The 22,102-nt window shown below is 59.4% G+C and carries 21 protein-coding genes, 2 pseudogenes and 1 riboswitch; of the genes and pseudogenes, 15 read left to right on the top strand and 8 right to left on the bottom strand.

Annotation, left to right across the window (positions count from 1 at the left end):
• Window positions 1-83: 83 nt before the first annotated feature.
• The 4 genes and pseudogenes from ACIP8I_RS18745 to ACIP8I_RS18730 all read left to right on the top strand — a co-directional run.
• Window positions 84-329, top strand: a pseudogene (locus ACIP8I_RS18745) (succinate--CoA ligase subunit alpha); the annotation flags it as partial.
• A gap of 455 nt (window positions 330-784) precedes the next feature.
• Window positions 785-2,098, top strand: coding sequence for a branched-chain amino acid transport system II carrier protein (gene brnQ / locus ACIP8I_RS18740; RefSeq protein ID WP_400762951.1), 1,314 nt, complete (start codon window positions 785-787; stop codon window positions 2,096-2,098).
• A gap of 256 nt (window positions 2,099-2,354) precedes the next feature.
• Window positions 2,355-3,092, top strand: a complete 738-nt coding sequence (locus tag ACIP8I_RS18735; RefSeq protein WP_400762949.1) for a DUF599 domain-containing protein — start codon at window positions 2,355-2,357, stop codon at window positions 3,090-3,092.
• The gene (locus ACIP8I_RS18730) at window positions 3,092-3,493 is read left to right on the top strand and encodes an MAPEG family protein (protein WP_007962864.1); all 402 of its coding nucleotides are present in this window, start codon (window positions 3,092-3,094) and stop codon (window positions 3,491-3,493) included. The genes ACIP8I_RS18735 and ACIP8I_RS18730 overlap by 1 nt, the downstream gene beginning before the upstream one ends.
• An 88-nt stretch (window positions 3,494-3,581) precedes the next feature.
• On the opposite strand, the gene ACIP8I_RS18725 is transcribed toward ACIP8I_RS18730, so the two are convergent.
• The gene (locus ACIP8I_RS18725) at window positions 3,582-3,818 is read right to left on the bottom strand and encodes a hypothetical protein (RefSeq protein WP_007962865.1); all 237 of its coding nucleotides are present in this window, start codon (window positions 3,816-3,818) and stop codon (window positions 3,582-3,584) included.
• 158 nt (window positions 3,819-3,976) lie between these two features.
• Between ACIP8I_RS18725 and ACIP8I_RS18720 the strand changes: the two genes are divergently transcribed.
• The 4 genes from ACIP8I_RS18720 to ACIP8I_RS18705 all read left to right on the top strand — a co-directional run bounded on the left by ACIP8I_RS18720 (window position 3,977) and on the right by ACIP8I_RS18705 (window position 7,684).
• Window positions 3,977-4,453 carry a PaaI family thioesterase gene (locus ACIP8I_RS18720; RefSeq protein ID WP_400762947.1) on the top strand — a complete coding sequence of 159 codons (477 nt, stop codon included), beginning with the start codon at window positions 3,977-3,979 and terminating at the stop codon, window positions 4,451-4,453.
• Window positions 4,450-4,902 carry a PaaI family thioesterase gene (locus ACIP8I_RS18715; protein ID WP_400762945.1) on the top strand — a complete coding sequence of 151 codons (453 nt, stop codon included), beginning with the start codon at window positions 4,450-4,452 and terminating at the stop codon, window positions 4,900-4,902. Before ACIP8I_RS18720 ends, ACIP8I_RS18715 begins: the two co-directional genes overlap by 4 nt.
• 81 nt (window positions 4,903-4,983) lie before the next feature.
• Window positions 4,984-6,888, top strand: coding sequence for a molecular chaperone HtpG (htpG, locus tag ACIP8I_RS18710; protein ID WP_400762944.1), 1,905 nt, complete (start codon window positions 4,984-4,986; stop codon window positions 6,886-6,888).
• A gap of 67 nt (window positions 6,889-6,955) precedes the next feature.
• The gene (locus ACIP8I_RS18705) at window positions 6,956-7,684 is read left to right on the top strand and encodes a dienelactone hydrolase family protein (protein WP_400762942.1); all 729 of its coding nucleotides are present in this window, start codon (window positions 6,956-6,958) and stop codon (window positions 7,682-7,684) included.
• Between the two features lie 157 nt (window positions 7,685-7,841).
• On the opposite strand, the gene ACIP8I_RS18700 is transcribed toward ACIP8I_RS18705, so the two are convergent.
• Together ACIP8I_RS18700 and ACIP8I_RS18695 are read right to left on the bottom strand one after the other, a co-directional pair.
• Entirely contained in the window at window positions 7,842-8,705 is an 864-nt protein-coding gene (locus tag ACIP8I_RS18700; protein ID WP_400762940.1) for a pirin family protein, read from the bottom strand.
• Between the two features lie 61 nt (window positions 8,706-8,766).
• Window positions 8,767-9,183, bottom strand: a complete 417-nt coding sequence (locus tag ACIP8I_RS18695) for an OsmC family protein (RefSeq protein WP_003223035.1) — start codon at window positions 9,181-9,183, stop codon at window positions 8,767-8,769.
• Window positions 9,184-9,310: 127 nt separating this feature from the next.
• Here ACIP8I_RS18695 and ACIP8I_RS18690 point away from each other — a divergent pair, with 127 nt between their 5' ends.
• Both ACIP8I_RS18690 and ACIP8I_RS18685 read left to right on the top strand, forming a co-directional pair.
• Complete coding sequence (locus ACIP8I_RS18690; RefSeq protein ID WP_400762938.1) at window positions 9,311-10,366, top strand: amidohydrolase family protein; 1,056 nt, start codon at window positions 9,311-9,313, stop codon at window positions 10,364-10,366.
• A 131-nt stretch (window positions 10,367-10,497) separates the two neighbouring features.
• Complete coding sequence (locus ACIP8I_RS18685) at window positions 10,498-12,123, top strand: methyl-accepting chemotaxis protein (RefSeq protein ID WP_400762936.1); 1,626 nt, start codon at window positions 10,498-10,500, stop codon at window positions 12,121-12,123.
• Window positions 12,124-12,272: 149 nt separating this feature from the next.
• On the opposite strand, the gene ACIP8I_RS18680 is transcribed toward ACIP8I_RS18685, so the two are convergent.
• From ACIP8I_RS18680 to purM, 3 genes and pseudogenes are all read right to left on the bottom strand, one after another.
• The gene (locus ACIP8I_RS18680) at window positions 12,273-12,986 is read right to left on the bottom strand and encodes a DUF3108 domain-containing protein (protein ID WP_007962880.1); all 714 of its coding nucleotides are present in this window, start codon (window positions 12,984-12,986) and stop codon (window positions 12,273-12,275) included.
• An 8-nt stretch (window positions 12,987-12,994) separates the two neighbouring features.
• Entirely contained in the window at window positions 12,995-13,645 is a 651-nt protein-coding gene (gene purN, locus ACIP8I_RS18675) for a phosphoribosylglycinamide formyltransferase (RefSeq protein WP_047600250.1), read from the bottom strand.
• Window positions 13,645-14,548, bottom strand: a pseudogene (purM, locus tag ACIP8I_RS18670) (phosphoribosylformylglycinamidine cyclo-ligase). The gene purN and the pseudogene purM overlap by 1 nt, the downstream one beginning before the upstream one ends.
• Window positions 14,549-14,922: 374 nt before the next feature.
• On the opposite strand from purM, the gene ACIP8I_RS18665 reads away from it, so the two are divergent.
• From ACIP8I_RS18665 to ACIP8I_RS18645, 5 genes are all read left to right on the top strand, one after another.
• Window positions 14,923-15,963, top strand: coding sequence for a DUF2066 domain-containing protein (locus ACIP8I_RS18665; RefSeq protein WP_400762934.1), 1,041 nt, complete (start codon window positions 14,923-14,925; stop codon window positions 15,961-15,963).
• A 34-nt stretch (window positions 15,964-15,997) separates the two neighbouring features.
• Window positions 15,998-17,071 (top strand): AI-2E family transporter, encoded by a 1,074-nt coding sequence (locus ACIP8I_RS18660; protein ID WP_400762932.1) that lies wholly within the window; start codon window positions 15,998-16,000, stop codon window positions 17,069-17,071.
• A 219-nt stretch (window positions 17,072-17,290) separates the two neighbouring features.
• Window positions 17,291-17,995, top strand: a complete 705-nt coding sequence (gene hda, locus ACIP8I_RS18655; protein ID WP_003223042.1) for a DnaA regulatory inactivator Hda — start codon at window positions 17,291-17,293, stop codon at window positions 17,993-17,995.
• Window positions 17,996-18,220: 225 nt separating this feature from the next.
• Entirely contained in the window at window positions 18,221-18,835 is a 615-nt protein-coding gene (locus ACIP8I_RS18650; RefSeq protein WP_007962885.1) for a C40 family peptidase, read from the top strand.
• Window positions 18,836-19,054: 219 nt separating this feature from the next.
• Window positions 19,055-19,591 (top strand): C40 family peptidase, encoded by a 537-nt coding sequence (locus tag ACIP8I_RS18645; protein WP_400762930.1) that lies wholly within the window; start codon window positions 19,055-19,057, stop codon window positions 19,589-19,591.
• A 132-nt stretch (window positions 19,592-19,723) separates the two neighbouring features.
• On the opposite strand, the gene ACIP8I_RS18640 is transcribed toward ACIP8I_RS18645, so the two are convergent.
• Both ACIP8I_RS18640 and ACIP8I_RS18635 read right to left on the bottom strand, forming a co-directional pair.
• Window positions 19,724-21,037 (bottom strand): sorbosone dehydrogenase family protein, encoded by a 1,314-nt coding sequence (locus tag ACIP8I_RS18640; RefSeq protein ID WP_007962887.1) that lies wholly within the window; start codon window positions 21,035-21,037, stop codon window positions 19,724-19,726.
• A 68-nt stretch (window positions 21,038-21,105) separates the two neighbouring features.
• Window positions 21,106-21,690 (bottom strand): hypothetical protein, encoded by a 585-nt coding sequence (locus tag ACIP8I_RS18635; RefSeq protein ID WP_400762928.1) that lies wholly within the window; start codon window positions 21,688-21,690, stop codon window positions 21,106-21,108.
• Between the two features lie 163 nt (window positions 21,691-21,853).
• A riboswitch (cobalamin riboswitch) is annotated at window positions 21,854-22,085 on the top strand.
• Window positions 22,086-22,102 lie beyond the last annotated feature (17 nt).

The raw sequence follows: 22,102 nt of genomic DNA, 5'->3' as shown, positions 1-22,102 counted from the left end.
TGACCGGCGAGGCTTGAGTTTGTCGCCTGTCCCGCCGCCCAGCGGTTTGCAGCAGCAGTCATGGCCCGCGCCATTTCCGGCAGTCGGCTGAAGAAGAAGCGGCTGCCTACATCAAGGCACACGTGACCAAGCCGGTTGTTTCCTACATCGCTGGTGTGACTGCTCCTCCGGGCAAGCGCATGGGCCATGCTGGCGCAATCATCTCTGGCGGCAAAGGCACTGCAGACGAGAAATTCGCTGCGCTGCAAGACGCAGGCGTAAAAACCGTGCGTTCGCTGGCAGACATCGGCAAGGCCCTGGCCGAGCTGACCGGTTGGGCTGTCAAGTAAGCCTCGTGCTTGACTGACGCTTCACCAGACAAAGGCCACCTTCGGGTGGCCTTTGTTGTTTCTGGCATATGGGTATTTGAGTGGATTTTTGTGGCGAGGGAGCTTGCTCCCGCTGGGCTGCGAAGCAGCCCCAATACAATCTCCAGATTCATGAGCGTTTACCGGGTTTGCGCCTGCTGCGCAGTCGAGCGGGAGCAAGCTCCCTCGCCACAGGGTTGTGGTTAGGAAAAATAGATGCGTAAACGCGACACAGACACGTCGTGTATCGGATAGTTCGCCCTCAAACAGTGCGTTTGTCAGACAAATTCGTTAGGCTAGCAGCCATTTTTGCGTCTGCCGCCCACAAGGCATGCAACGCGCTAAACGGGTCAGTCTTATACGGACTGACAGCATTTCCCTAACCCCACAGGGAAATCCCCCTCTAAATTCCGATTCAGTAGTGTGGTATTTCCTTAATGAAAGTTTTGAAAGGTCAGGACATCCTGGCACTGGGCTTCATGACATTTGCCCTGTTTGTCGGGGCCGGCAACATCATTTTCCCGCCTATCGTCGGCCTGCAGTCCGGACCTAACGTCTGGATGGCGGCGCTGGGCTTCCTGATCACGGCGGTCGGTCTGCCGGTGATCACCGTCGTCGCCCTGGCCAAGGTCGGTGGTGCGATGGATGCGCTGAGCAGCCCGATCGGCAAGATCGCCGGTGGTGTGCTCGCCGCGGCGTGCTACCTGGCAGTCGGCCCGCTGTTCGCCACCCCGCGGACCGCGACCGTGTCGTTCGAAGTGGGTCTGGCGCCGCTGACGGGCGAAAGCCCGCTGGCACTGTTCCTCTACAGCTCGGTGTACTTCCTGCTGGTGTTCTTCATTTCGCTGTACCCGGGTCGCCTGCTCGATACCGTGGGGCGTTTCCTCGCGCCGCTGAAGATCATCGCCCTGGCCGTCCTCGGCATTGCCGCATTCGCGCTGCCGGCCGGTGACATCGGTGTCGCCACCCCGGAATACGTTGCCGCACCGTTTTCTCAAGGTTTCATCAATGGTTACCTGACCATGGACACCTTGGGCGCTCTGGTATTCGGCATCGTCATCGTCAACGCGATCCGCTCCCGTGGCGTCGAGTCGCCTGCGCTGATCACCCGTTACGCGATCATTGCCGGCCTCATCGCCGGTGTCGGTCTGGCGCTGGTGTACATCAGCCTGTTCCGCCTCGGTTCCGGCAGCCATGAGGTCGCGGTCGGTGCCACCAACGGCGCGGCGGTATTGCATGCTTACGTGCAACACACCTTCGGTTCGCTGGGCAGCGGTTTCCTCGCGGTGCTGATCTCGCTGGCGTGCCTGGTGACGGCGGTCGGTCTGACCTGCGCCTGCGCCGAATACTTCAGCCGCGTACTGCCATTGTCGTACAAGACCCTGGTGATCATCCTCGCCGCGTTTTCGCTGCTGGTGTCCAACCTGGGCCTGACCAAGCTGATCGCGTTCTCGATCCCGGTGCTGACCGCGATCTACCCGCCGTGCATCGTTCTGGTAGCGCTGAGCTTCTGCAAGGACTTCTGGCATGAACACGCTCGGATCCTCGGCCCGGTGATGCTGGTATCGTTCCTGTTCGGCACCATCGACGCGCTCAAGGGCGCCGGTCTGGCTGACTGGATGCCGTCGCAGCTGTCGCACCTGCCGCTGAGCGAGCAGGGCCTGGCGTGGCTGGTGCCATGCGTGATGACTCTGGTGGTTGCCGTGGTCTGCGATCGCCTGCTGGGCAAGCGTAGCGAAGCCGTTGCCTGACGTTGTCTGACCCGCCACAAGCGGGTCTTCAGCGCTTAAACAGAAATGCCCCGTATCAATCGATACGGGGCATTTTTTATGGATGTCAGGCAGTGTCTTTTTCCTTGAACCAGCGTCGAAGCACTGCATCGATTTTATGTAGGAGTGAGCCTGCTCGCGATGGCGTCGTGTCTGTCAGATCAATGCCGGATGTGCCACCGGATCGCGAGCAGGCTCACTCCTACAGGTAATGCATTCACATTTCACAGGAAAACGAATGTCGTTCATCCAAGCCAACCTGATCCACCTGCTGGCCGCGCTCTGGTTTGTCATCTGCTGGGGCGGCTACACCCGTTATGCGTCGTGGAAGGCCCGCGATACCGCGTGCCTCGCCAGCGTGCTGCACCTGTACCGCGAAGACTGGATGCGCCGCATGCTGTTGCGCGACAACCGCATCGCCGACGCCAGCGTGATCGGTAACCTGGAGCGTAACGCCTCGTTCTTCGCCTCCAGCACCCTGATCATCCTCGCCGGCATTCTCACCGTGCTCGGAGCGTCCGAGCGCGCCGTGTCTTTGCTGGCGGATATCCCGATGGTGCAGCAGGCATCGCAGGGCATGTCGGAGATCAAGTTGCTGTGTCTGGCGCTGGTGTTCGTCTATGCGTTCTTTACGTTCAGCTGGTGCATGCGTCAGTACAACTTTGCCGCAGTACTGGTCGGCTCGGCGCCGATGATTGGTGAGCGCCAGGTTTCCGAGCAGGAACGCAAGGCCTTCGCCCTGCGGGCGGCGCGAGTGATTTCGATGGCGGCCAACCAGTTCAACTTCGGCCTGCGCTCTTATTACTTCGGCATGAGCATGCTGGCATGGTTTGTCAGCCCATGGCTGTTCATGTTGATGAGTGCCGGGGTGGTCATCGTGTTGTACCGCCGCGAGTTTCATTCCGACGTGCTTGATGTGATGGTCTATACCCCTACAGAGGCGCCATTGCCCGAATCCAATAGAGAGGCCGTTTGATGAGTATTCCGTTCTGGTGTGTGTTTATCAGTGCATTGTTGATTTACATCGCGCGTATGCCGGTGGGCAAGGCCATGAAAGAGCAGGGTGGTTACAACAACCATCTACCGCGCCAACAGCAGGCGCAACTCACTGGCTACGGCGCGCGGGCGCTGGCGGCGCACCAGAACTGCATCGAAGCGTTCATTCTGTTTGCCGTCGGCGTGCTGATGGCGCACACCACACAAACACAAGGCTGGTTGATTGATGCCCTGGCAATCATCTTTGTGATCGCGCGGATTCTTTACGTGTGGTTGTACCTGGCGGATAAACCATCCCTGCGCAGCCTGGTGTGGCTGGTCGGCCTGATCTGCAGTTTATTACTGATGATTAGTCCGACTTTTAGAACCGTATTGCTCTAACACAACCTCTACACCAAGGCTGACAAAAAATAACAGGCAAAAGAAAACCCGCACTTGGCGGGTTTTCTTTTTCTGCATCAAGTCGCAATTATTGCTTCTTGGCAGCTTCTTCCTGAGCAGCTTGATTCGATTCAGCCTGAGCTTTGGCAGCTTCGGCGTTTTCTTTTGCTGCGTCGTTCACTTTATCCTGAGCTTTGTTCATGTCTTGCTGAGCTTGCTCAGCATGTTGGTTGGCATCTTGAGCTTTGTCCTCGGATTTTTTATCGCAGGCAGCGAGACCGAGGGAAGCGGTCAACATCAAGGCAATAGCTAAAGTCTTACGCATGGGGTGTTTCTCCTTATGGAAAATAACTACTGGCCTTAAGAGCACTGGCCCAAAGGTTAAGTTCCTCATTTCGTTCAGATATATAAGTTTGTTTTTTAGTGGAACTTTTGCGGCATTTCCTACTACTGGCAAAAGGCTCTAACGCGAGTAATTATCAAATGGCTGAAAACCCCGTTTTTGAGCGCGCAACACGCTTTCTCTCGGCCCTGCGCCATTGTCAGGTGCTCGGTTTGACGGTGCACAGCGCCAGCGGCGAAGGGCTGACGGTAAAGCTGCCGTACAGCGCGCAAATCGTCGGCAATCCGCAGACCGGGGTCATCCACGGCGGAGCCATTACCTCGCTGATGGACACCGCGTGCGGCATGTCCACGCTGTGCGTGCTACCGGAATTCGAAGTCTGCCCGACCCTGGACCTGCGTATCGACTACATGCACGCCGCCGAACCAAACAAGGATGTCTATGGCTTTGCCCAGTGTTACCGGGTCACCACCGATGTGATCTTCGCCCGCGGCTTTGCCTATCAGGACGACCCGCAGCAGCCGATCGCCCATGTCGTCGGCACTTTCATGCGCATGGGCAAGGGGCTGAAAGGCACTCAGGGATTTGCCGGCAAGGTCAAAGGAGAGAATCGATGAGCGATGACTGGAAGCAACAGCTGCTGCAGGCTCACGCTCAGGGTGATTACGCGCCGCTGCTGCGGATAATTCCTTACGCTGGGTTGATCGGCGTCGAATGCTCGCGGGTCGGCGATGAATTGCTGTTCAAGCTGCCGGCGAACAAGGACAACATTGGTAACCCTTTATTGCCGGCGATCCATGGCGGGGTGATTGCCGGGTTCATGGAGCTGGCAGCCGCGTTGCATTTGCTGATCTTCACCGGTTCGCCCGGGGTGCCGAAGATCATCGACTTTTCTCTGGATTATCTGCGCGCCGGGCAGTTTCGCGACACTTGGGCCAAGTGTCAGGTCTGTCGCCAGGGTCGGCGCGTGGCCAACGTTGCGGTCACGGCCTGGCAAAGCACCGAAAGCGAACCGATTGCCACCGCCCGTGCACATTTCAAAATCGATGAGCCCTTGAAATCCTGAACGCAGCCCCCAACTCAGTGAACAACCCGCCGCCGACCCTTTGGGTCGCGGCCATTGCCATCTGATTGGAGTTTGATGACCATGAGTGTGGAAACTCAAAAGGAAACCCTGGGCTTCCAGACCGAGGTAAAGCAGCTGCTGCACCTCATGATCCATTCGCTGTATTCCAACAAGGAAATCTTCCTTCGCGAATTGATCTCGAACGCCTCTGACGCTGTCGACAAGCTGCGCTTCGAAGCCCTGGCCAAGCCTGAGTTGCTCGAAGGTGGCGCTGAACTGAAAATCCGTGTGAGCTTCGACAAGGACGCCAAGACCGTCACCCTCGAAGACAACGGTATCGGCATGAACCGTGACGATGTGATCACCCACCTGGGGACCATCGCCAAATCCGGCACCGCCGATTTCATGAAAAATCTCTCGGGCGATCAGAAGAAAGATTCGCACCTGATCGGCCAGTTCGGTGTCGGCTTCTACTCGGCCTTCATCGTGGCTGACAAAGTCGACGTGTACAGCCGTCGTGCCGGCACTCCTGCCAGCGAAGGCGTGCACTGGTCGTCGAAAGGCGAGGGCGAGTTCGAAGTCGCCACCATCGACAAGCCAGAACGCGGCACCCGCATCGTTCTGCACCTGAAATCCGCTGAAGACGAGTTTGCCGACGGCTGGCGTCTGCGCAACATCATCAAGAAATACTCCGACCACATCGCGCTGCCGATCGAGCTGCCGAAAGAAGTGACGGTCGCCGAAGGTGAAGAGCAGCCTGCCGTTGAATGGGAAACCGTCAACCGCGCCAGCGCCCTGTGGACCCGTCCGCGTACTGAAGTGAAGGACGAGGAATACCAGGAGTTCTACAAGCACATCGCTCACGACTTCGAAAATCCGCTGGCCTGGAGCCACAACAAGGTCGAAGGCAAGCTCGAATACAGCTCGTTGCTGTACGTGCCGGCCCGTGCGCCGTTCGACCTGTATCAGCGTGAAGCGCCGAAAGGCCTGAAGCTGTACGTGCAGCGCGTGTTCGTGATGGATCAGGCCGAGTCGTTCCTGCCGCTGTACCTGCGCTTCATCAAGGGTGTGGTCGATTCCAACGACCTGTCGCTGAACGTGTCGCGGGAAATCCTGCAGAAAGACCCGATCATCGACTCGATGAAGTCGGCGCTGACCAAGCGCGTGCTGGACATGCTCGAAAAACTGGCGAAAAACGAACCTGAGCAATACAAGGGTTTCTGGAAAAACTTCGGTCAGGTCATGAAAGAAGGCCCGGCAGAAGATTTCGCCAACAAGGAAAAAATTGCCGGTCTGCTGCGTTTCGCATCGACTCAAGGCGACGACGGCGAGCAAGTTGTCGGTCTGGCCGACTACCTGGCGCGCGCCAAGGAAGGTCAGGACAAGATCTACTACCTCACCGGCGAAACCTACGCGCAGGTCAAGAACAGCCCGCACCTGGAAGTCTTCCGCAAGAAAGGCATCGAAGTGCTGCTGCTGACCGACCGTATCGACGAGTGGCTGATGAGCTACCTCAGCGAATTCGACGGCAAGACCTTTGTCGACGTGGCTCGCGGTGATCTCGATCTGGGCAATCTGGACTCGGAAGAGGACAAGAAAGCCGCAGAAGAAGTCGCCAAGTCCAAAGAAGGTCTGGTCGAGCGCCTGAAAACCGCGCTGGGTGATTCCGTTGCCGAGGTTCGCGTCTCTCACCGTCTGACCGACTCGCCAGCCATTCTGGCCATCGGTGAACAGGACCTGGGCCTGCAAATGCGCCAGATCCTCGAAGCCAGCGGGCAGAAAGTGCCGGAATCGAAGCCGATCTTCGAATTCAACCCGAGCCACCCGCTGATCGAGAAACTCGACGGCGAGCAGAACGAAGGGCGTTTTGGCGACCTGTCGCACATCCTCTTCGATCAGGCCGCCCTGGCGGCTGGCGAAAGCTTGAAAGACCCGGCCGCTTACGTGACCCGTCTGAACAAGCTGCTGGTTGAACTGTCAGCTTGATCACGTTGTAGAAAAACCCGCTTCGGCGGGTTTTTTCATTCTGGTGTTTAACCTTCAGGAGTCAGAAATGAGCCAAGTCACTGTACGTTCCGTGGTCTATCAGATCGACGGCCAGCCCTATGAAGGTCGTCTGGCGTTCGATGCCGAGCACAAGGGCGCGCGCCCGGGCCTGTTGATGGCGCCGAACTGGATGGGCGTCAGCGCCGGGGCGGAAGAAATCGCCAGATCGGTCGCGGCCAAGGGCTACGTGGTGTTGATTGCTGATGTGTATGGCCAGGCAGTACGTCCGCAGAACGCTGACGAGGCCGGCGCGGCGATGATGCCGCTGAAGAACGACCGGGCACTGCTGCGCAAGCGCATGCAGGCAGCGTTCGAGCAATTGCAGAAGCAGGGCGAGGCAGCGGTCGATACCTCGAAGCTGGCGGTGTTCGGTTTCTGCTTTGGTGGTTGCTGTGCGCTGGATCTGGCGCGTACCGGTGCACCGGTGAAGGCGGCGGTGTCGTTTCATGGCACGCTGGATTCGCCGAACCCGGCGGATGCCAAGAACATCAAGGGTTCAGTGTTGGTATTGCACGGTGCTTCCGATCCGTTGGTGCCGAAAGAGCAATTGCCGGCGTTTGAAGACGAGATGAACGCGGCGAAGGTCGATTGGCAGTTGCTCAGCTACGGCGGTGCCGTGCATTCGTTCACCGATCCGCATGCCAATGTGCCGGGCAAGATGATGTACGACGCGAAGACCGCCAAGCGTGCGTTCAAGTCGATGCATGACTTGCTGGAAGAAGTGTTCAAAGGCTGATTGTGCAGTCAGGTATTGACTCGATCGGTGCCTGATCCGGCCTCATCGCTGGCAAGCCAGCTCCCACAGTGTTCGATTCGTTTGCTGGATATTTGTCCGGCGCTAAACCTGTGGGAGCTGGCTTGCCAGCGATGGCTGACTAACAGGCGACACAGAGCTAAGGCAATTCAATCCGCTCGACTTCCCCCGGCACCGTCGGCCAATCCCCGGCCGCCCATTTGCGCCGTGCCTCATCGATCGCCGCTGGATCGCTCGCGACAAAATTCCAGTTGATCCGCCGTGGCCCGTCCAGCGGCGCGCCGCCAAACACCACCGCGTGCACATCGCTCTCGGCAAACAGGCTCAGCTCTTCCCCGGCCGGCAATACCGCCAGCGCATGGGGTTCGAGACGTTCGCCATTCAACTGCGCATCGCCACTCAACACATAAACCGCGCGTTCCACGTGCTCGGTCGGGATCAGCAAGGTGGTCGCGGTCTGCATTTTCACTTCGGCGTACAGCGTAGGAGAAAGCACCGGCACCGGCGATTCCAGGCAAAAGCCTGACCCGGCGATCATCCGGATCTGCACACCAAGGTTATCGCTGACCGGCAAGGTTGCCGCCGGGTGATGGCTGTAATGCCCCGGGCCTTGCTCGTGATCCTTGGGCGAAGCCAGCCAGATCTGCAGGCCGTGCATGGTGAAGCTTTGTTCCCACAGCGACTCGGGCGTGCGCTCGACGTGAGCAATCGCACTGCCGGCGGTCATCCAGCTGACATCACCGGCGCTGACCACCTGATCAGAGCCGAGGCTGTCCTTGTGCTGGATCTGTCCTTCGAACAGGTAGGTCAGGGTCGACAGACCAATGTGCGGATGCTGTCGGATGTTCATGCCTTTGCCCGTCGGATAAACCGTTTCGAGCATGTGGTCGAAAAACACGAAAGGCCCGACGCTGCGGCATTTGGCTGACGGCAGCGGGCGCAGGATCGGCTGGCCTTCGACGTCTTCGGCGCGCGGGCGGATGATCAGTGGTTGCGTATCCATGGTGCATTCCAGGCTGAGCGGGTGATGCCAGAAGCATAACCCGCCGCTGGCAAGAGGGTGATTACTGGCTGTCGAAGCCCTGTGGAGCGTGGGTTTCGATGCTGACGTCGGTGGTGGTCATCAGTTTGTGGATCGGGCAACGATCGGCCACGCGCAGCAGTTCTTCGCGTTGCGCGTCGGTCAGCACGCCCTTGAGCGTCAGGGTGACGTGCAGCACGTATTTGCCTTTCTGCTCTTCACTGTTGTCGCGTTTGACCTCGACACCCACGCCGGTCAGCGGGATGTCTTTCTTCTTCGCGTACATCTTCAGGGTCAGGGCCTTGCAGGCACCGAGCGCGGCGTCGAAGTAATCGTGCGGCTCTGGGGCCGAGCCCTCACCGCCAGCAGACTTCGGCACGTCGGCAAATAATTCGTGGTCATCGATCTTTACGGTGTGACGAAAACCTTCGGCGGAGACGGTATTGACGGTAACAGTCATGGCAACCTCACTGGCAGTAGGAAAAGTCGTGCGATCAAAAAAGACCTTGCAGTTATAGAGCATTCCTACAGAGGCGCGTTCCACTTTCCTGCAGATGAACCCTTATGATCGGCTCAGGGTCTAGGCTATGCCTACCTGCCGGAGATTACTTGTGCCCTTGTTTCGTTTGAGTCTTGCCTGCTTGCTGGCATTTGCCGGCAGCGCCAGCGCCCGCGATTACACCTACAGCGATGCGCACCTGCACTACGTGGACTTTTTCCAGGAAACCGCCGGCATGGCGAAATTGCTCACGGCCATGCAGGACAATTCCATCGACCATGTGATGATTTCCGGGATTCCCGTGGCGAAGAAATGGCACGAGGACGAACCCAAGCGTCCGCGCTATTACGCCGGTGATGACGCCGATGCCTACTGGTACAGCGCCACCGACGTGATCGTCGCCGATGCCGTGCAGAAACTGACGCCGGAGCAGCGTCTGCACTTTCATCCATTTCTCTCGGGCTTCAACCCCAACGACAAGAACTCCGCCGCACACATCCAGCGCATGCTCGATCTGTATCCGGGGCTGTGGCAGGGCATCGGCGAAGTATTTACCAGGCATGACGATCTCACCGCGCTGACGGCGGGCGATACGCCACGGGCCAATAACGAAGCGATGAAGCGGATATATCACCTGGCGGCGGAAAACGATCTGCCGGTGATGCTGCATTCCAACATCACCTCCAAGCGTGAGAAGAATCCGCTGTATCTGAAGGAAATCGAGGAGCCGCTGCGTAATCATCCGCACACGCGGTTCATCTGGGCTCACGCGGGCACCAGCGCGGAGATCCATCGGCATCAGACGCATTTGAAATTTCTTCTGCCCACCGTCAGCCGAATGCTGGAGGCTTATCCGAATCTGTACATCGATCTGTCCTGGAGCATGCTCACACCGTATCTGCTGGACGAGCAGGGCAAGCCGCGCCCGGAATGGCTGGCATTAGTGGAGAAATACCCGGAGCGCTTCATGCTTGGCTCGGATGTTGTAGGTCGATTCAACAAACTGGGTAAGGAAATGCACAGCTTCACGCCGTTTCTCGATGCCTTGCCCGAGGATGTCGCGCGTAAAGTTGCTCGGGACAACTTCCTGGGGATATTGCCGCGAACAGCGCCAAAGTCCGGGAAAAGCCCGCTAAATCGTTAAGGCAGAGATGTTCGGAGTATCAAGGCCTTTTGATATCACCTTTTCGTCTTACGCAAATCTTCACCGGGCCGATACCTTCTAAAGCAACCAGCTGCAGGGTTGATGCAGCGCTTTTGGAAGGAGCCAGAGTAATGAGTATCCGCAGTCTCAATATCGCGCCGCGTGCCGGCCTGGGTTTTGGTGTGTTGGCGCTGATGGTGTTTGCCCTGGGGGCGTTCGCCCTGCTGCAAATGGCGAACATGCGCGCCCAATCTGATGAGGTTGACAACAACTGGCTGCCGAGCGTGATGGCGGTCGGCGAGATGAGTCAGGACATGCTGCGCCTGCGTGCGCTGACCATGCGCCTGCTGCTCAATCGCGACCCGCAGGCACTGGCGCAGAATGTCGCCAAGCTCAACGAATTGCGGGGTGTGCTCAGTGAAGCGCAGCAACGCTATGACGTGCTGATTGTGCTGCCCGAAGAGCGCAGGTTGTTCGATCGCTTCAAGGTTGCCGAGCATAAGTATCTGGAGTTTCAGGCGCAGGTCATGCAGTTGTCGGCGCAGAACCAGGTGGAGGAGGCTGCCGCCATCCTCAATGGTGAGATGAGCCCGTTAGCCGATGACATGGCCGTCACCCTCAAGGAACTGGTCGAACTGAACAAGCACAACGCCAACCTCGCCACCGAAGCCGCGCGACTGGTGTTTATCAATTCGCGGGTGTGGGTGGGGGTGATGATCGGGATTACGGCGCTGATCACCATCGGTCTTGCATTGCTGTTGACCCGCAGCATCGTCCTGCCGCTGGCGCAATCGCTGGGCGTGGCGGAGGTGGTGGCCGGTGGTGATCTGACCGGCGATATCCGTATTTCCGGCAAGGATGAGCCGGCGCGGCTGCTGCAGGCGCTGAAAAGCATGCAGCACAACCTGCGCGACACCATCCGCCAGATATCCGACTCATCCAGCCAGTTGGCGTCCGCTTCCGAAGAACTCAGTTGCGTTACCGAAGACGCCACGCGCGGGCTGCATCAGCAAAGTCTGGAGATCGAACAAGCCGCCACAGCGGTCAACCAGATGACCGCTGCCGTGGAAGAGGTGGCGAGCAACGCCGTGGCAACCTCCGAGGCGTCCCGTGAGTCTGACCGCATTGCCCAGCATGGGCGTGAGCAGGTCAAGCAGACCGTGGTTTCAATCGAATCGCTGGCGCAGGATGTCACCTCCAACGCAGCGCAGGTGGAGGAGCTGGCGCAAAAGGTTCACGGCATCAGCAAGGTGCTGGACGTGATCCGCTCGATCGCCGAACAGACCAATCTGCTGGCACTGAACGCGGCGATCGAGGCAGCGCGGGCCGGGGATGCCGGTCGTGGCTTTGCGGTAGTGGCCGATGAAGTACGGGCGCTGGCTCATCGCACACAGCAGTCGACCCAGGAAATCGAGCAGATGATCGGTGGCATTCAGCAGGGCACCGATTCGGCGGTGAGTTCAATGCAGCAGAGCAACATCCGTGCGCATTCGACGCTGGAACTGGCCAAGGCGGCAGGCGTGGCGCTGGAGGAAATCGCTTCGGCGTTCACCTTGATCAACGAGCGCAACCTGGTGATCGCCAGTGCCTCGGAGGAGCAGGCAGCGGTGGCGCGGGAGGTGGATCGTAATCTGATGAATATCCGTGACCTGGCAACGCAGACCTCAGCGGGGGCGAATCAGACCAGTGCGGCCAGCCAGGAGTTGTCGCGGCTGGCGGTGGATTTGAACAATATGGTGGCCAAATTCTCGGTCTGAACCTGTCCCTGTAGGAGCTGCGGCACGCTGCGATCTTTTGATCTTGAAGCAGAATCAACAGATCGCAGCGTGCCGCAGCTCCTACAGGGGGAAGGAATTGCAGGCACAAAAAAGCCCCGCATCTGCGGGGCTTTTCGGTGTAGCGCGGATCAGCTGCCTTTAACGGTTTTGCCGTTGACCGTACCGTCCTGGAGCATGATGTTGTACTCCTTGCCGTCGGTCTCAACCTGTTGCAGGCGGACCAGCAGGTAATCCCAGTCCTTGGCGAACCACAGCACAGTGATGCGCTTGCTTTGTGTCGGGTCGCGCACGCGCTCGACCTTGATTGCATCGATCTTGCCGGCCTTGGTGTCGACTTTCTCGGCACCCAGTACGCGGAAATCGTAAGTATCGACTTCACCGTCGTCGACCACCTGATAGCTCATGGTCTTCTTGCCGGCGGCGACGTCATGCTGCAACGCCAGTTGGTAGGTCGACTTGTCGACCATGCCACGGTTCAGCGGGATCTTCACCGCGTCGCCACGGTCGGTGCCGGTGACCATCTTGCTGTTCCAGTCGAAGTCCAGATCAGCCTTTTTCGCTTTGCCCAGACCACCACGTTCGAAGTGGTAGGACTGTGGCAGCAGGGTGTCCTTGTCCAGGGTCAGGGTGCTTTCTTCGGTCAGGCTGGCGATCATCATCGACGCCTTGAAGCTGAGTTTCCAGACGCCGTTGGCTTCCTTGGTCAGGCTGCGTTCGGCGGTGCCGCTCATGGGCAACTGTTTCCAGTCGGCGGTGTAGCTGGCGGAGAACGGTTGAAGGTCTGCCGCCTGCGCGAAAGGCAGGGCGAGCAGAGCGCAAGCGAAGAGCAGGGCGCGACGCATAAAATCTCCTAGTGTCGAATCAAGTGGCCGCTGGCCGCGAGTAACTGGCCATCCAGTAAAGCACCTTGTTCACCGAGTGCCAGTCGGCCTTCGGCAAACCAGCGTACAGCCATCGGGTAGATCAGGTGTTCCTGGACATGCACTCGCTGCGCAAGTGTCTGCGGCGTGTCGTGCAACTCTACCGGTATTACTGCCTGTACGACCAGTGGTCCACCATCGAGTTCCTCGGTGACGAAGTGCACGGAGCAGCCGTGCTCGGCGTCGCCGGCCTCCAGCGCGCGCTGATGAGTGTGTAACCCTTTGTATTTGGGCAGCAGCGACGGGTGGATATTGAGCAGGCGACCCTGGTAATGACGCACGAAGTCAGCGCTGAGAATGCGCATGAAGCCGGCCAGTACCACGAGTTTCGGTTTGAATTCGTCGATCAGTTCGATCAGGGCAGCATCGAAGGCCTCGCGACCTTCGAAAGCCTTGTGATCCAGCGAGCGGGTGGCGATACCCGCGTCACTGGCGCGTTGCAGGCCGTAGGCGTCGGCGCGGTTGGAAATCACCGCAGCGATGCGGACCGGGCTGTCGCCGGTCCGCGTGCTGTCGATCAGAGCCTGCAAGTTACTGCCGGTGCCGGACAACAGCACCACGACATCACAGGTTGCGGACATTAATGAGCCTTAAGGTTCTGCAGATCAACCTGGGCAGCGCCTTCGGCAGCGGCAGCGATCTGGCCGATGACCCAAGGCTGCTCGCCAGCGTCACGCAGGGTGTTCAAGGCCACTTCAACGTGCTCCTGAGCCACGCAGATGACCATGCCGACGCCGCAGTTCAGCACGCGGTGCATCTCGGTTTCGTCGACGTTGCCTTTCTCTTGCAGCCAGTCGAAGACCGCCGGGCGAGTCCAGCTGGCCACGTCAACCACGGCCTGAGCGCCTTTTGGCAGAACGCGCGGGATGTTGTCCAGCAGACCGCCACCGGTGATGTGGGCCATGGCCGTGGGAGTGCGGGCCGGACGATGGCAGAGCGATCAGCGCGTCACCGGTGGCGACTTTCGAACCGTCGATGATTTCGGCTTTTTCCACGACGCCGACGCAGAAGCCGGCCAGATCGTAGTCTTCGCCTTCATACATGCCAGGCATTTCAGCGGTTTCACCGCCAACCAGGGAGCAGCCAGCCAGTTCGCAGCCTGCACCGATACCGGTGACGACGGTGGCGGCCACGTCGACGTTCAGCTTGCCGGTGGCGTAGTAGTCGAGGAAGAACAGCGGTTCAGCGCCGCATACCACCAGATCGTTGACGCACATGGCGACCAGGTCCTGGCCGATGCTGTCGTGCTTGTTCAGGTTCAGCGCCAGGCGCAGCTTGGTGCCGACGCCGTCGGTGCCGGAAACCAGCACTGGCTGCTTGTAGCCGGCCGGGATTTCGCAGAGGGCGCCGAAACCGCCCAGACCGCCCATGACTTCCGGGCGCGCAGTGCGCTTGGCGACGCTCTTGATGCGTTCGACCAATGCTTCACCGGCGTCGATGTCTACACCGGCGTCCTTGTAGCTCAGGGAGGGTTGCTTGCTCATGATCCAGGCCTTTAGGGGAGGGGATTCAGGGGTAACGACCGAGTTCAGCGGGAACATCGAAATCGAGGGGGCGACGGCCTCACGCGAATTTCGGGGCGCCCGGCTGTTGCCGGTCTGCGAAGGCGCGCGATTTTATCAGGCTTGAGGGGCAGCGGCCATCCTCGCGCCGACGGGCAGGGGCATAATCGACTGAAATTTTTTGCAATTGTGCCGGGTGGCTACCTGTATAAGGTGTGCCGATTAACCGTCTATCGTTATCACTGTGCAAAAACTTACCGCTAGCGTGTGAATGTTTTGCGATGGCAGATTGTCACAGCCTTGCTTAACCGGTTCACGCGGCCTGTTCCAGCCGCTCCTGTCGACGGGAATTTTCCATGCGTTTTTGTAAATTGTTGGTTGTGGGTTGTTTGTCGTTGGTCAGCCTGGCGAGTCATGCCGAAAACCTCAAGGGTCTCTATCAAGTGCGCCAGCCGGTCAGCAGCCAGGCGCCGGAAGAGCGTGATCGCGCCACTCAGGCGGCACTGGATACGCTGGTGTTGCGCCTGACCGGTGACCCCAAGGCTCCGCAGAATCCGGGGTTGGCGGCGATTCGCAAGGATCCGCAGCAGATCATCAGTCAGTTCGGTTTCGATGCTGGGCCGCCGGAGGTGCTCAAGGTCGATTTCGATCCGGCCACCACCGAGCAGGCGCTGCGCCGGGCCGGGCTGTCATTGTGGGGGGCGAGTCGGCCGTTGATTCTGAGCTGGTGGCTGAACGATTCGACTGAAGGTTCGAGCCTGGTCGGCGACGGTCAGGCAGCGGCTGCACCGCTGCGTTCTGCGGCTCAGCATCGCGGCTTGCCGCTGCGTTTGCCGCTGGCGGATCTGAGTGAGCAACTGGTGGCCACCGCGCCAGTGCTGGACGGTACTGATCCCGCGCCATTGCGCGGCGCTTCGGAGCGTTACGGCGCGGATGCGTTGCTGGCGGTGCATGCGCACGAAGAGGGCGGGCAGTGGCAAGCCAAGTGGCATTTGTGGCTGGGCGATCAGAAAGAGGCCGGCAGTGTGCAGGGAGCCGATCAGGCTACCGTGGCCGATGCGGTGATGCTGGCAGTGGCTGAGCGTCTGGCCCCGCGATTTGTTGCCAAGCCTGGCGCTTCCGGTCAACAGACCCTCGAAGTGCAGGGCATGAATCTTGAGCACTACGCCGCGCTGCTGCGGTTACTCGAACCGTTCGGTGTGCGTCTGCAGAGTGTTGATGGTGATCGTATCGTGTATCGGGTCAACGGCAGTGCCGATCAGTTGCGTTCGCAATTGTCGCTGGCGAAGTTGCAGGAGTTGCCGGCCGAAGCACCGACGCCAGTGGCAGCGCCGCAGCCAGCCGTTGCAGGTGCGGCGCCTGTACCGGTAGCGCCTTCGTTGCGGTTTCGCTGGTAAGTCTTTCCTTATATAGAAGCAGTAGGAGTGGTACATGGCCGATTCGCGGCGTTGGTTCTGGCTCGGTGGGGTAGTCCTGCTTTGCGCGTTTGTCTGGTTGCTGCATCCGATCCTCACGCCGTTTCTGGTGGCGTTGCTGCTGGCTTATCTGTTCGATCCGCTGGTGGATCGCCTTGAGCGACTCGGTCTGTCGCGTACCTGGGGCGTGATTGCGGTGTTTGCCTTGTTCACCCTGATCGTCACCACGTTGCTGCTGGTGCTGGTGCCGATGCTCGCCAAGCAGTTGGTGCGCTTGTACGAGCTGGCACCGCAGATGCTCGACTGGCTGCAGCACACCGCGCTGCCGTGGGCGCAATCGAAGCTGGGGTTGTCGGACGGTTTCTGGAAGTTCGACAAGGTCAAGGCGGCGATCAGCGAACACATGGGGCAGACCACCGACATCGTTGGTGTGGTGTTGAGTCAGGCGACCGCCTCCAGCCTTGCGCTGATTGGCTGGCTGGCGAATCTGGTGCTGATCCCGGTGGTGAGTTTTTATCTGCTGCGCGACTGGGACGTGATGATGGCCAAGATCCGCAGCCTGCTGCCGCGTGATCGCGAAGCAACCATCGTCTCTCTGGCCGGTGAGTGCCACGAGGTGCTTGGCGCGTTTGTGCGCGGGCAATTGCTGGTGATGCTGGCGCTGGGGGTGATTTATGCGGCGGGTCTGATGATCGTCGGTCTGGAATTGGGGCTGTTGATCGGCCTGATTGCAGGCCTGGCGGCTATCGTGCCGTACATGGGGTTTGTCATCGGCATTGGTGCGGCGCTGATTGCCGGGTTGTTCCAGTTTGGTGGCGATCTGTACCCGATGATCGGCATTGTCGCGGTGTTCATGGTCGGGCAAGCGCTGGAAGGCATGGTGCTGACGCCGTTGCTGGTGGGTGACCGCATCGGTCTGCATCCGGTGGCGGTGATCTTCGCGATCCTGGCGGGTGGCGAGGTGTTCGGTTTCACCGGGGTTCTGCTGGCATTGCCGGTGGCGGCGGTGATCATGGTGCTGGTGCGTCACGTGCACGATTTGTACAAGGACTCGGATATTTACAGCGGGGCAGATGAGCCGGAGTTGTAATCCGGTTACGGACGACCCGGCATTGCGCCGGGTTGGCCCGTGTTTTGCGGTGGGTCTGCTCGGCGTCGCGTCAGAGAAACTGTCATAAAACCAGCGTGTTAACGCAAACCTTTGATTTTGCTTGGAGTCTGTCGCATTGTGCGCTCAGCTTCACGGGTATAAACTTCGCAAACTTTACACAGAGGCCACTAACGGTTCCTTGAGAACTGTTCAGTCAGCATGAAACCGATTCAGCTGCCCCTAGGTGTGCGTCTGCGTGACGACGCCACCTTCATCAACTACTACCCAGGCGCCAATGCCGCTGCACTCGGCTATGTCGAGCGCCTATGCGAAGCCGACGCCGGCTGGACCGAAAGCCTGATCTACCTGTGGGGCAAGCATGGGGTAGGGCGTACGCATCTGTTGCAGGCGGCTTGCCTGCGCTTCGAGCAGATGGGCGAGCCTGCGGTGTACCTGCCGCTGGCCGAGTTGATGGATCGCGGCATCGAAATCCTCGACAACCTTGAACAGTACGAACTGGTCTGCCTGGATGACTTGCAGGTGATTGCCGGCAAGGCCGACTGGGAAGAGGCGATGTTTCATCTGTTCAACCGTCTGCGTGACAGTGGTCGGCGTCTGCTGATCGCCGCCTCTACTTCGCCACGCGAATTGCCGGTGAAACTGGCCGACCTCAAATCGCGCCTGACCCTGGCGCTGATTTTCCAGATGCGTCCGCTCTCCGATGAAGACAAATTGCGTGCCCTGCAATTGCGCGCGTCGCGTCGCGGCCTGCACCTGACCGATGAAGTCGGACACTTTATCCTGACCCGCGGCACCCGCAGCATGAGTGCATTGTTCGACCTGCTCGAACAGCTCGATCAGGCCTCGTTGCAGGCGCAGCGCAAGTTGACGATTCCGTTCCTGAAAGAAACCCTCGGCTGGTAGCCAGCCCTTGAAATACGCGGCTTTGAGCACGTTTTGACATATTTCAGGCGCCAGAAGATCCGCGTTTCCGCACCCTGTGCAGACCGCGTATCGACTCAAATGGGCTTAAGCGCTTAGATGTAAACGAGAAACCGGGAAGTCACAAAAAGATCGATTGAATTTGCAAATGAGGCCGATAGCGGGCATAGTCTCGGCTTCTTTACAACTTCAGCCACGGTCGTGCCCATGCTAAATCGCTTCGCACCCCTCGTGCCTCTCGCACTCGTCACCCTGTTGTTCGGTTGCGCTGCTCATTCTCCAGTTCAAGAGCAGCCTCAACAGGTTAAAAATTCTGCCACTGCCCAGTCTTCCGTTATTTACCAGGAAGAGCTGGACACCGAAAAGGAACTCTCGGACTTCAACAAGAAGCCGTACGAGCTCCCGGTTCTGGCCGACAGCATCCTCGAACGCGGCATGTCCCTGATCGGTACCCGTTACCGTTTCGGCGGTACCTCTGAAGCCGGTTTCGACTGCAGCGGTTTCATCGGTTATCTGTTCCGCGAAGAAGCCGGCATGAATCTGCCGCGCTCCACCCGCGAAATGATCAACGTCGATGCGCCTCTGGTCTCGCGCGGCAACCTTGAGCCGGGCGATCTGCTGTTCTTCGCCACCAATGGTCGTCGCGGTCGTGTAAGCCACGCCGGGATCTACCTGGGTGACAACCAGTTCATCCACTCCAGCAGTCGTCGCAGCGGCGGTGTTCGCATCGACAGCCTGGGTGACAGCTACTGGAGCAAGACTTTCATCGAAGCCAAGCGCGCCCTCGCGATGGCACCGACCGTGGTCACCGCTCGCAAGTAATTCCCCCGTTGTCGTCACGTCCGTGGCGACAAAAAACGGCTCCGGCACGGAGTAGACCTAAACTTTACAAGGTGAAGTTAAAGTCTTACTTGAAGTTTGTCGTATAGCCGCTAGAATCCTGTATCTATATTGATGGCAAACCGCCTGCGTGCTCCGCAGGCGGTTTTGTTTCTGTCCATTCGGCAGAGAAAGCCGCAGCCAGATCAGGATGTTCTGCTTATGACGATGTCGGCCCGCCTTGCTTTGATCTTCTTCGCAGCGCTGCTCAGCGCCTGCGCCAGCTGCACGCCGCCGCCTGCGCCCGTGGTACGTGCCCCGGTCGTGTTCGGACCTTCCCAAGCTTTTTCGCCTGCTGCTGAAGACGTGCTGTTTCGCGCGTTGGGCCTGGTTGGCACGCCTTATCGCTGGGGCGGCAACACACCGGACTCCGGGTTCGATTGCAGTGGCCTGATCGGTTTCGTCTACCGCGATGCTGCCGGCATTTCCTTGCCGCGCTCAACGCGCGAGATGATCGTGATGCAGGCGCCGAACGTCGGCAAAGAGGGTTTGCAGACCGGCGACCTGATCTTCTTCGCCACCAACGGTGGCTCGCAGGTCAGCCATGCGGGGATTTACGTCGGGGAAGGGCGCTTCGTGCATGCGCCGGCCACCGGCGGCACGGTGAAGCTGGACAGCCTGTCAAAGGCTTACTGGCAGAAGGCGTATCTGAGTGCCAAGCGGGTGCTGCAGCCGGAGCATCTGGCGCGTAACCCGTAATTCAAAGAGCTCACAGTCCAATGTAGGAGTGAGCCTGCTCGCGATAGCGGTTGATCAATCAACACTGATGTTGAATGTGACACCGTCATCGCGAGCAGGCTCACTCCTACAGTTGTTTTGGGATAGGCCGAGTTACTTGGCGGACGACACCCGCCACACCTTGTTCCCCACATCATCGGCCACCAGCAAACCACCTTGCTGGTCGATCACCACGCCTACCGGGCGGCCAAGCGCGTTTTCATCCTTGTCGAGAAAACCGGTCAGCACATCCACCGGTGCTCCGTTCGGCTTGCCGGCGGCGAACGGTACGAAAATCACTTTATAGCCACTGTGCGGTTTGCGGTTCCATGAGCCGTGCTGGCCAATGAAGGCGCCTTCCTTGAACTGCGCCGGCAGGCTGTTGCCTTCGGCGAAGGTCAGACCCAGCGAGGCGGTGTGCGGGCCGACGGCGTAGTCCGGGGCGATAGCCTTGGCCACCAGATCCAGATTCTGCGGCTTCACCCGCACATCCACGTGCTGCCCGTAATAGCTGAATGGCCAGCCGTAGAAGCCGCCGTCCTTGACCGAGGTGATGTAATCCGGCACCAGGTCGCTGCCGATCTCGTCACGCTCGTTCACCGCTGTCCACAACGCGCCACTGGTGGGCTCCCACGCCAGGCCGTTGGGGTTGCGGATGCCCGAGGCGAAGATCCGGTGATTGCCGGTGGCGCGATCGACTTCCCAGATCGCCGCGCGACCTTCTTCTTTATCCAGACCATTCTCGCCAACGTTGCTGTTCGAGCCGACGGTGACGTACAGCTTGCTGCCGTCCTTGCTGGCGATGACGTTTTTCGTCCAGTGGTGGTTCAGCGTGCCGCCCGGCAGGTCGGTGACTTTGATCGGCTGGGTCTTGATCTCGGTCGCGCCGGGTTCGTAGTGGAAGCGCAGCAGGCGATCGGTGTCGGCGACATACAGGTCATTACCGACCAGGGTCATGCCGAACGGCGAGTTGAGGTTTTGCAAGAACACCGTGCGGGTCTCGGCCACGCCGTCGTGGTCGGCATCGCGCAGCAGGGTGATGCGGTTCGGGCTCGGCACGCCAGCGCCGGCCTTGCCCATGACTTTCTTCATCACCCAGCCACGAATGCCGCTGCTGTCGTCAGGCTTGGGTGGCGCGTTGGTTTCCGCCACCAGCACATCACCGTTGGGCAGCACGTAGAGCCAGCGCGGGTGATCGAGGCCTTCGGCGAATGCGGCCACTTGCGTGCCGGCCGCGGCGGTCGGTTTACCACCCGCAGGCCAGCCGATCGCCGGGGCGATGTTCACCGTCGGGATCAGGGTCTTGTTCGGTTCGGGCAGTTTCGGTGACGGGCCGGTGCCGTCGGAGACTTGCAGGCTGGAGGATTCACCACAGGCGGCGAGCCCTCCGGCGAGGGCGATGACGAGAGCGAGCTGGGACTTGCGCATTACTGATCTTCCCTATGAATGCATTGACCTAATCATAGAGAAGCACAGGCGTGCGATGGTTCAACCGCTCAACCGCGGGCCTCTTTGAACAGCACGGCGATGCCCGGATGATAATTGCCCGCTTCGCTGCGCAATTTGCGGTAGGCGTAGGGGAAATACCAGGCCACTGCGCAGCAGTGTTCCTTTTGCAGGTCGTCGACCATGTCCTGCAGTTCTTCGGGACTGGCGCTGTGCTGGGCCTTGTGCGGGGCGACGAACAGGCAGCCGAGCTTGAGGTCGCTGGCAAAACTGATGCGTTTGGCATCGCTGGTGATGTCCAGCAGCGCCTGGGTCAGGTTGAGATTGTTGACCCGCGGCCAGCGCTGGGTGGCCTGAAGGTAGGCGCGGTCCTCAGGCCCGGCAATGAACAGATCGGCGCGGGCATTGCGCTCGCCGTCCTCGTTCTGCTTTCGGGTCGAGGTATCACAAAGGGTCACCAGCTCGGCCATCCATGCCGCCGCAGAGAGCAAGCCTAGATTGGCTTTCTCGTCATGCCAGTAAGGGGTGTCGTTGTCGCCGCGAATGGCGTTGTAGCGGTCGATACAGTCAAACCAGCGTTCGAGCATCGGGCGCAGAAATTCCAGGCGCGGGTTGCTGATGATCATGCCTTGCATCGTCATCATCCTTATTGTTGTGATGGGCTTTTTCGAGAAAAGCATGGCTCTTTGATATCATTTGTATCAGTGTGGCACAAGAATGGCGCCAGATAATTGATCGACGGCAGTTATTCGCCCGACGGCCCCCTCTTTAATTGACGCTCCACCCCCAACCCTCTAACCTTCGCGGCTTGTTTCAGGTGCTCTGTGACGCGTGTCGACAGAGTGAAACAGGGAAGCCGGTGAGGGTTGTCTTCAGGTGAAGAACGATCACGATCCCGGCGCTGCCCCCGCAACGGTAAATGAGTGAAAACTGCGCATTGAGCCACTGTGTCGACCGACGCGGGAAGGCGCGCAGTCTGGCGATTCGCCGCTCATGAGCCCGGAGACCGGCCTGATCCATCCAGCGGCATCACGGTGGGCGATGCCA

The sequence above is a fragment of the Pseudomonas sp. NPDC088414 genome (assembly GCF_044753325.1).
Taxonomy (GTDB): domain Bacteria; phylum Pseudomonadota; class Gammaproteobacteria; order Pseudomonadales; family Pseudomonadaceae; genus Aquipseudomonas.
The sequence above is the reverse complement of the archived record's forward strand: the minus strand, read 5'-3'. Positions and strand labels throughout refer to the sequence as shown.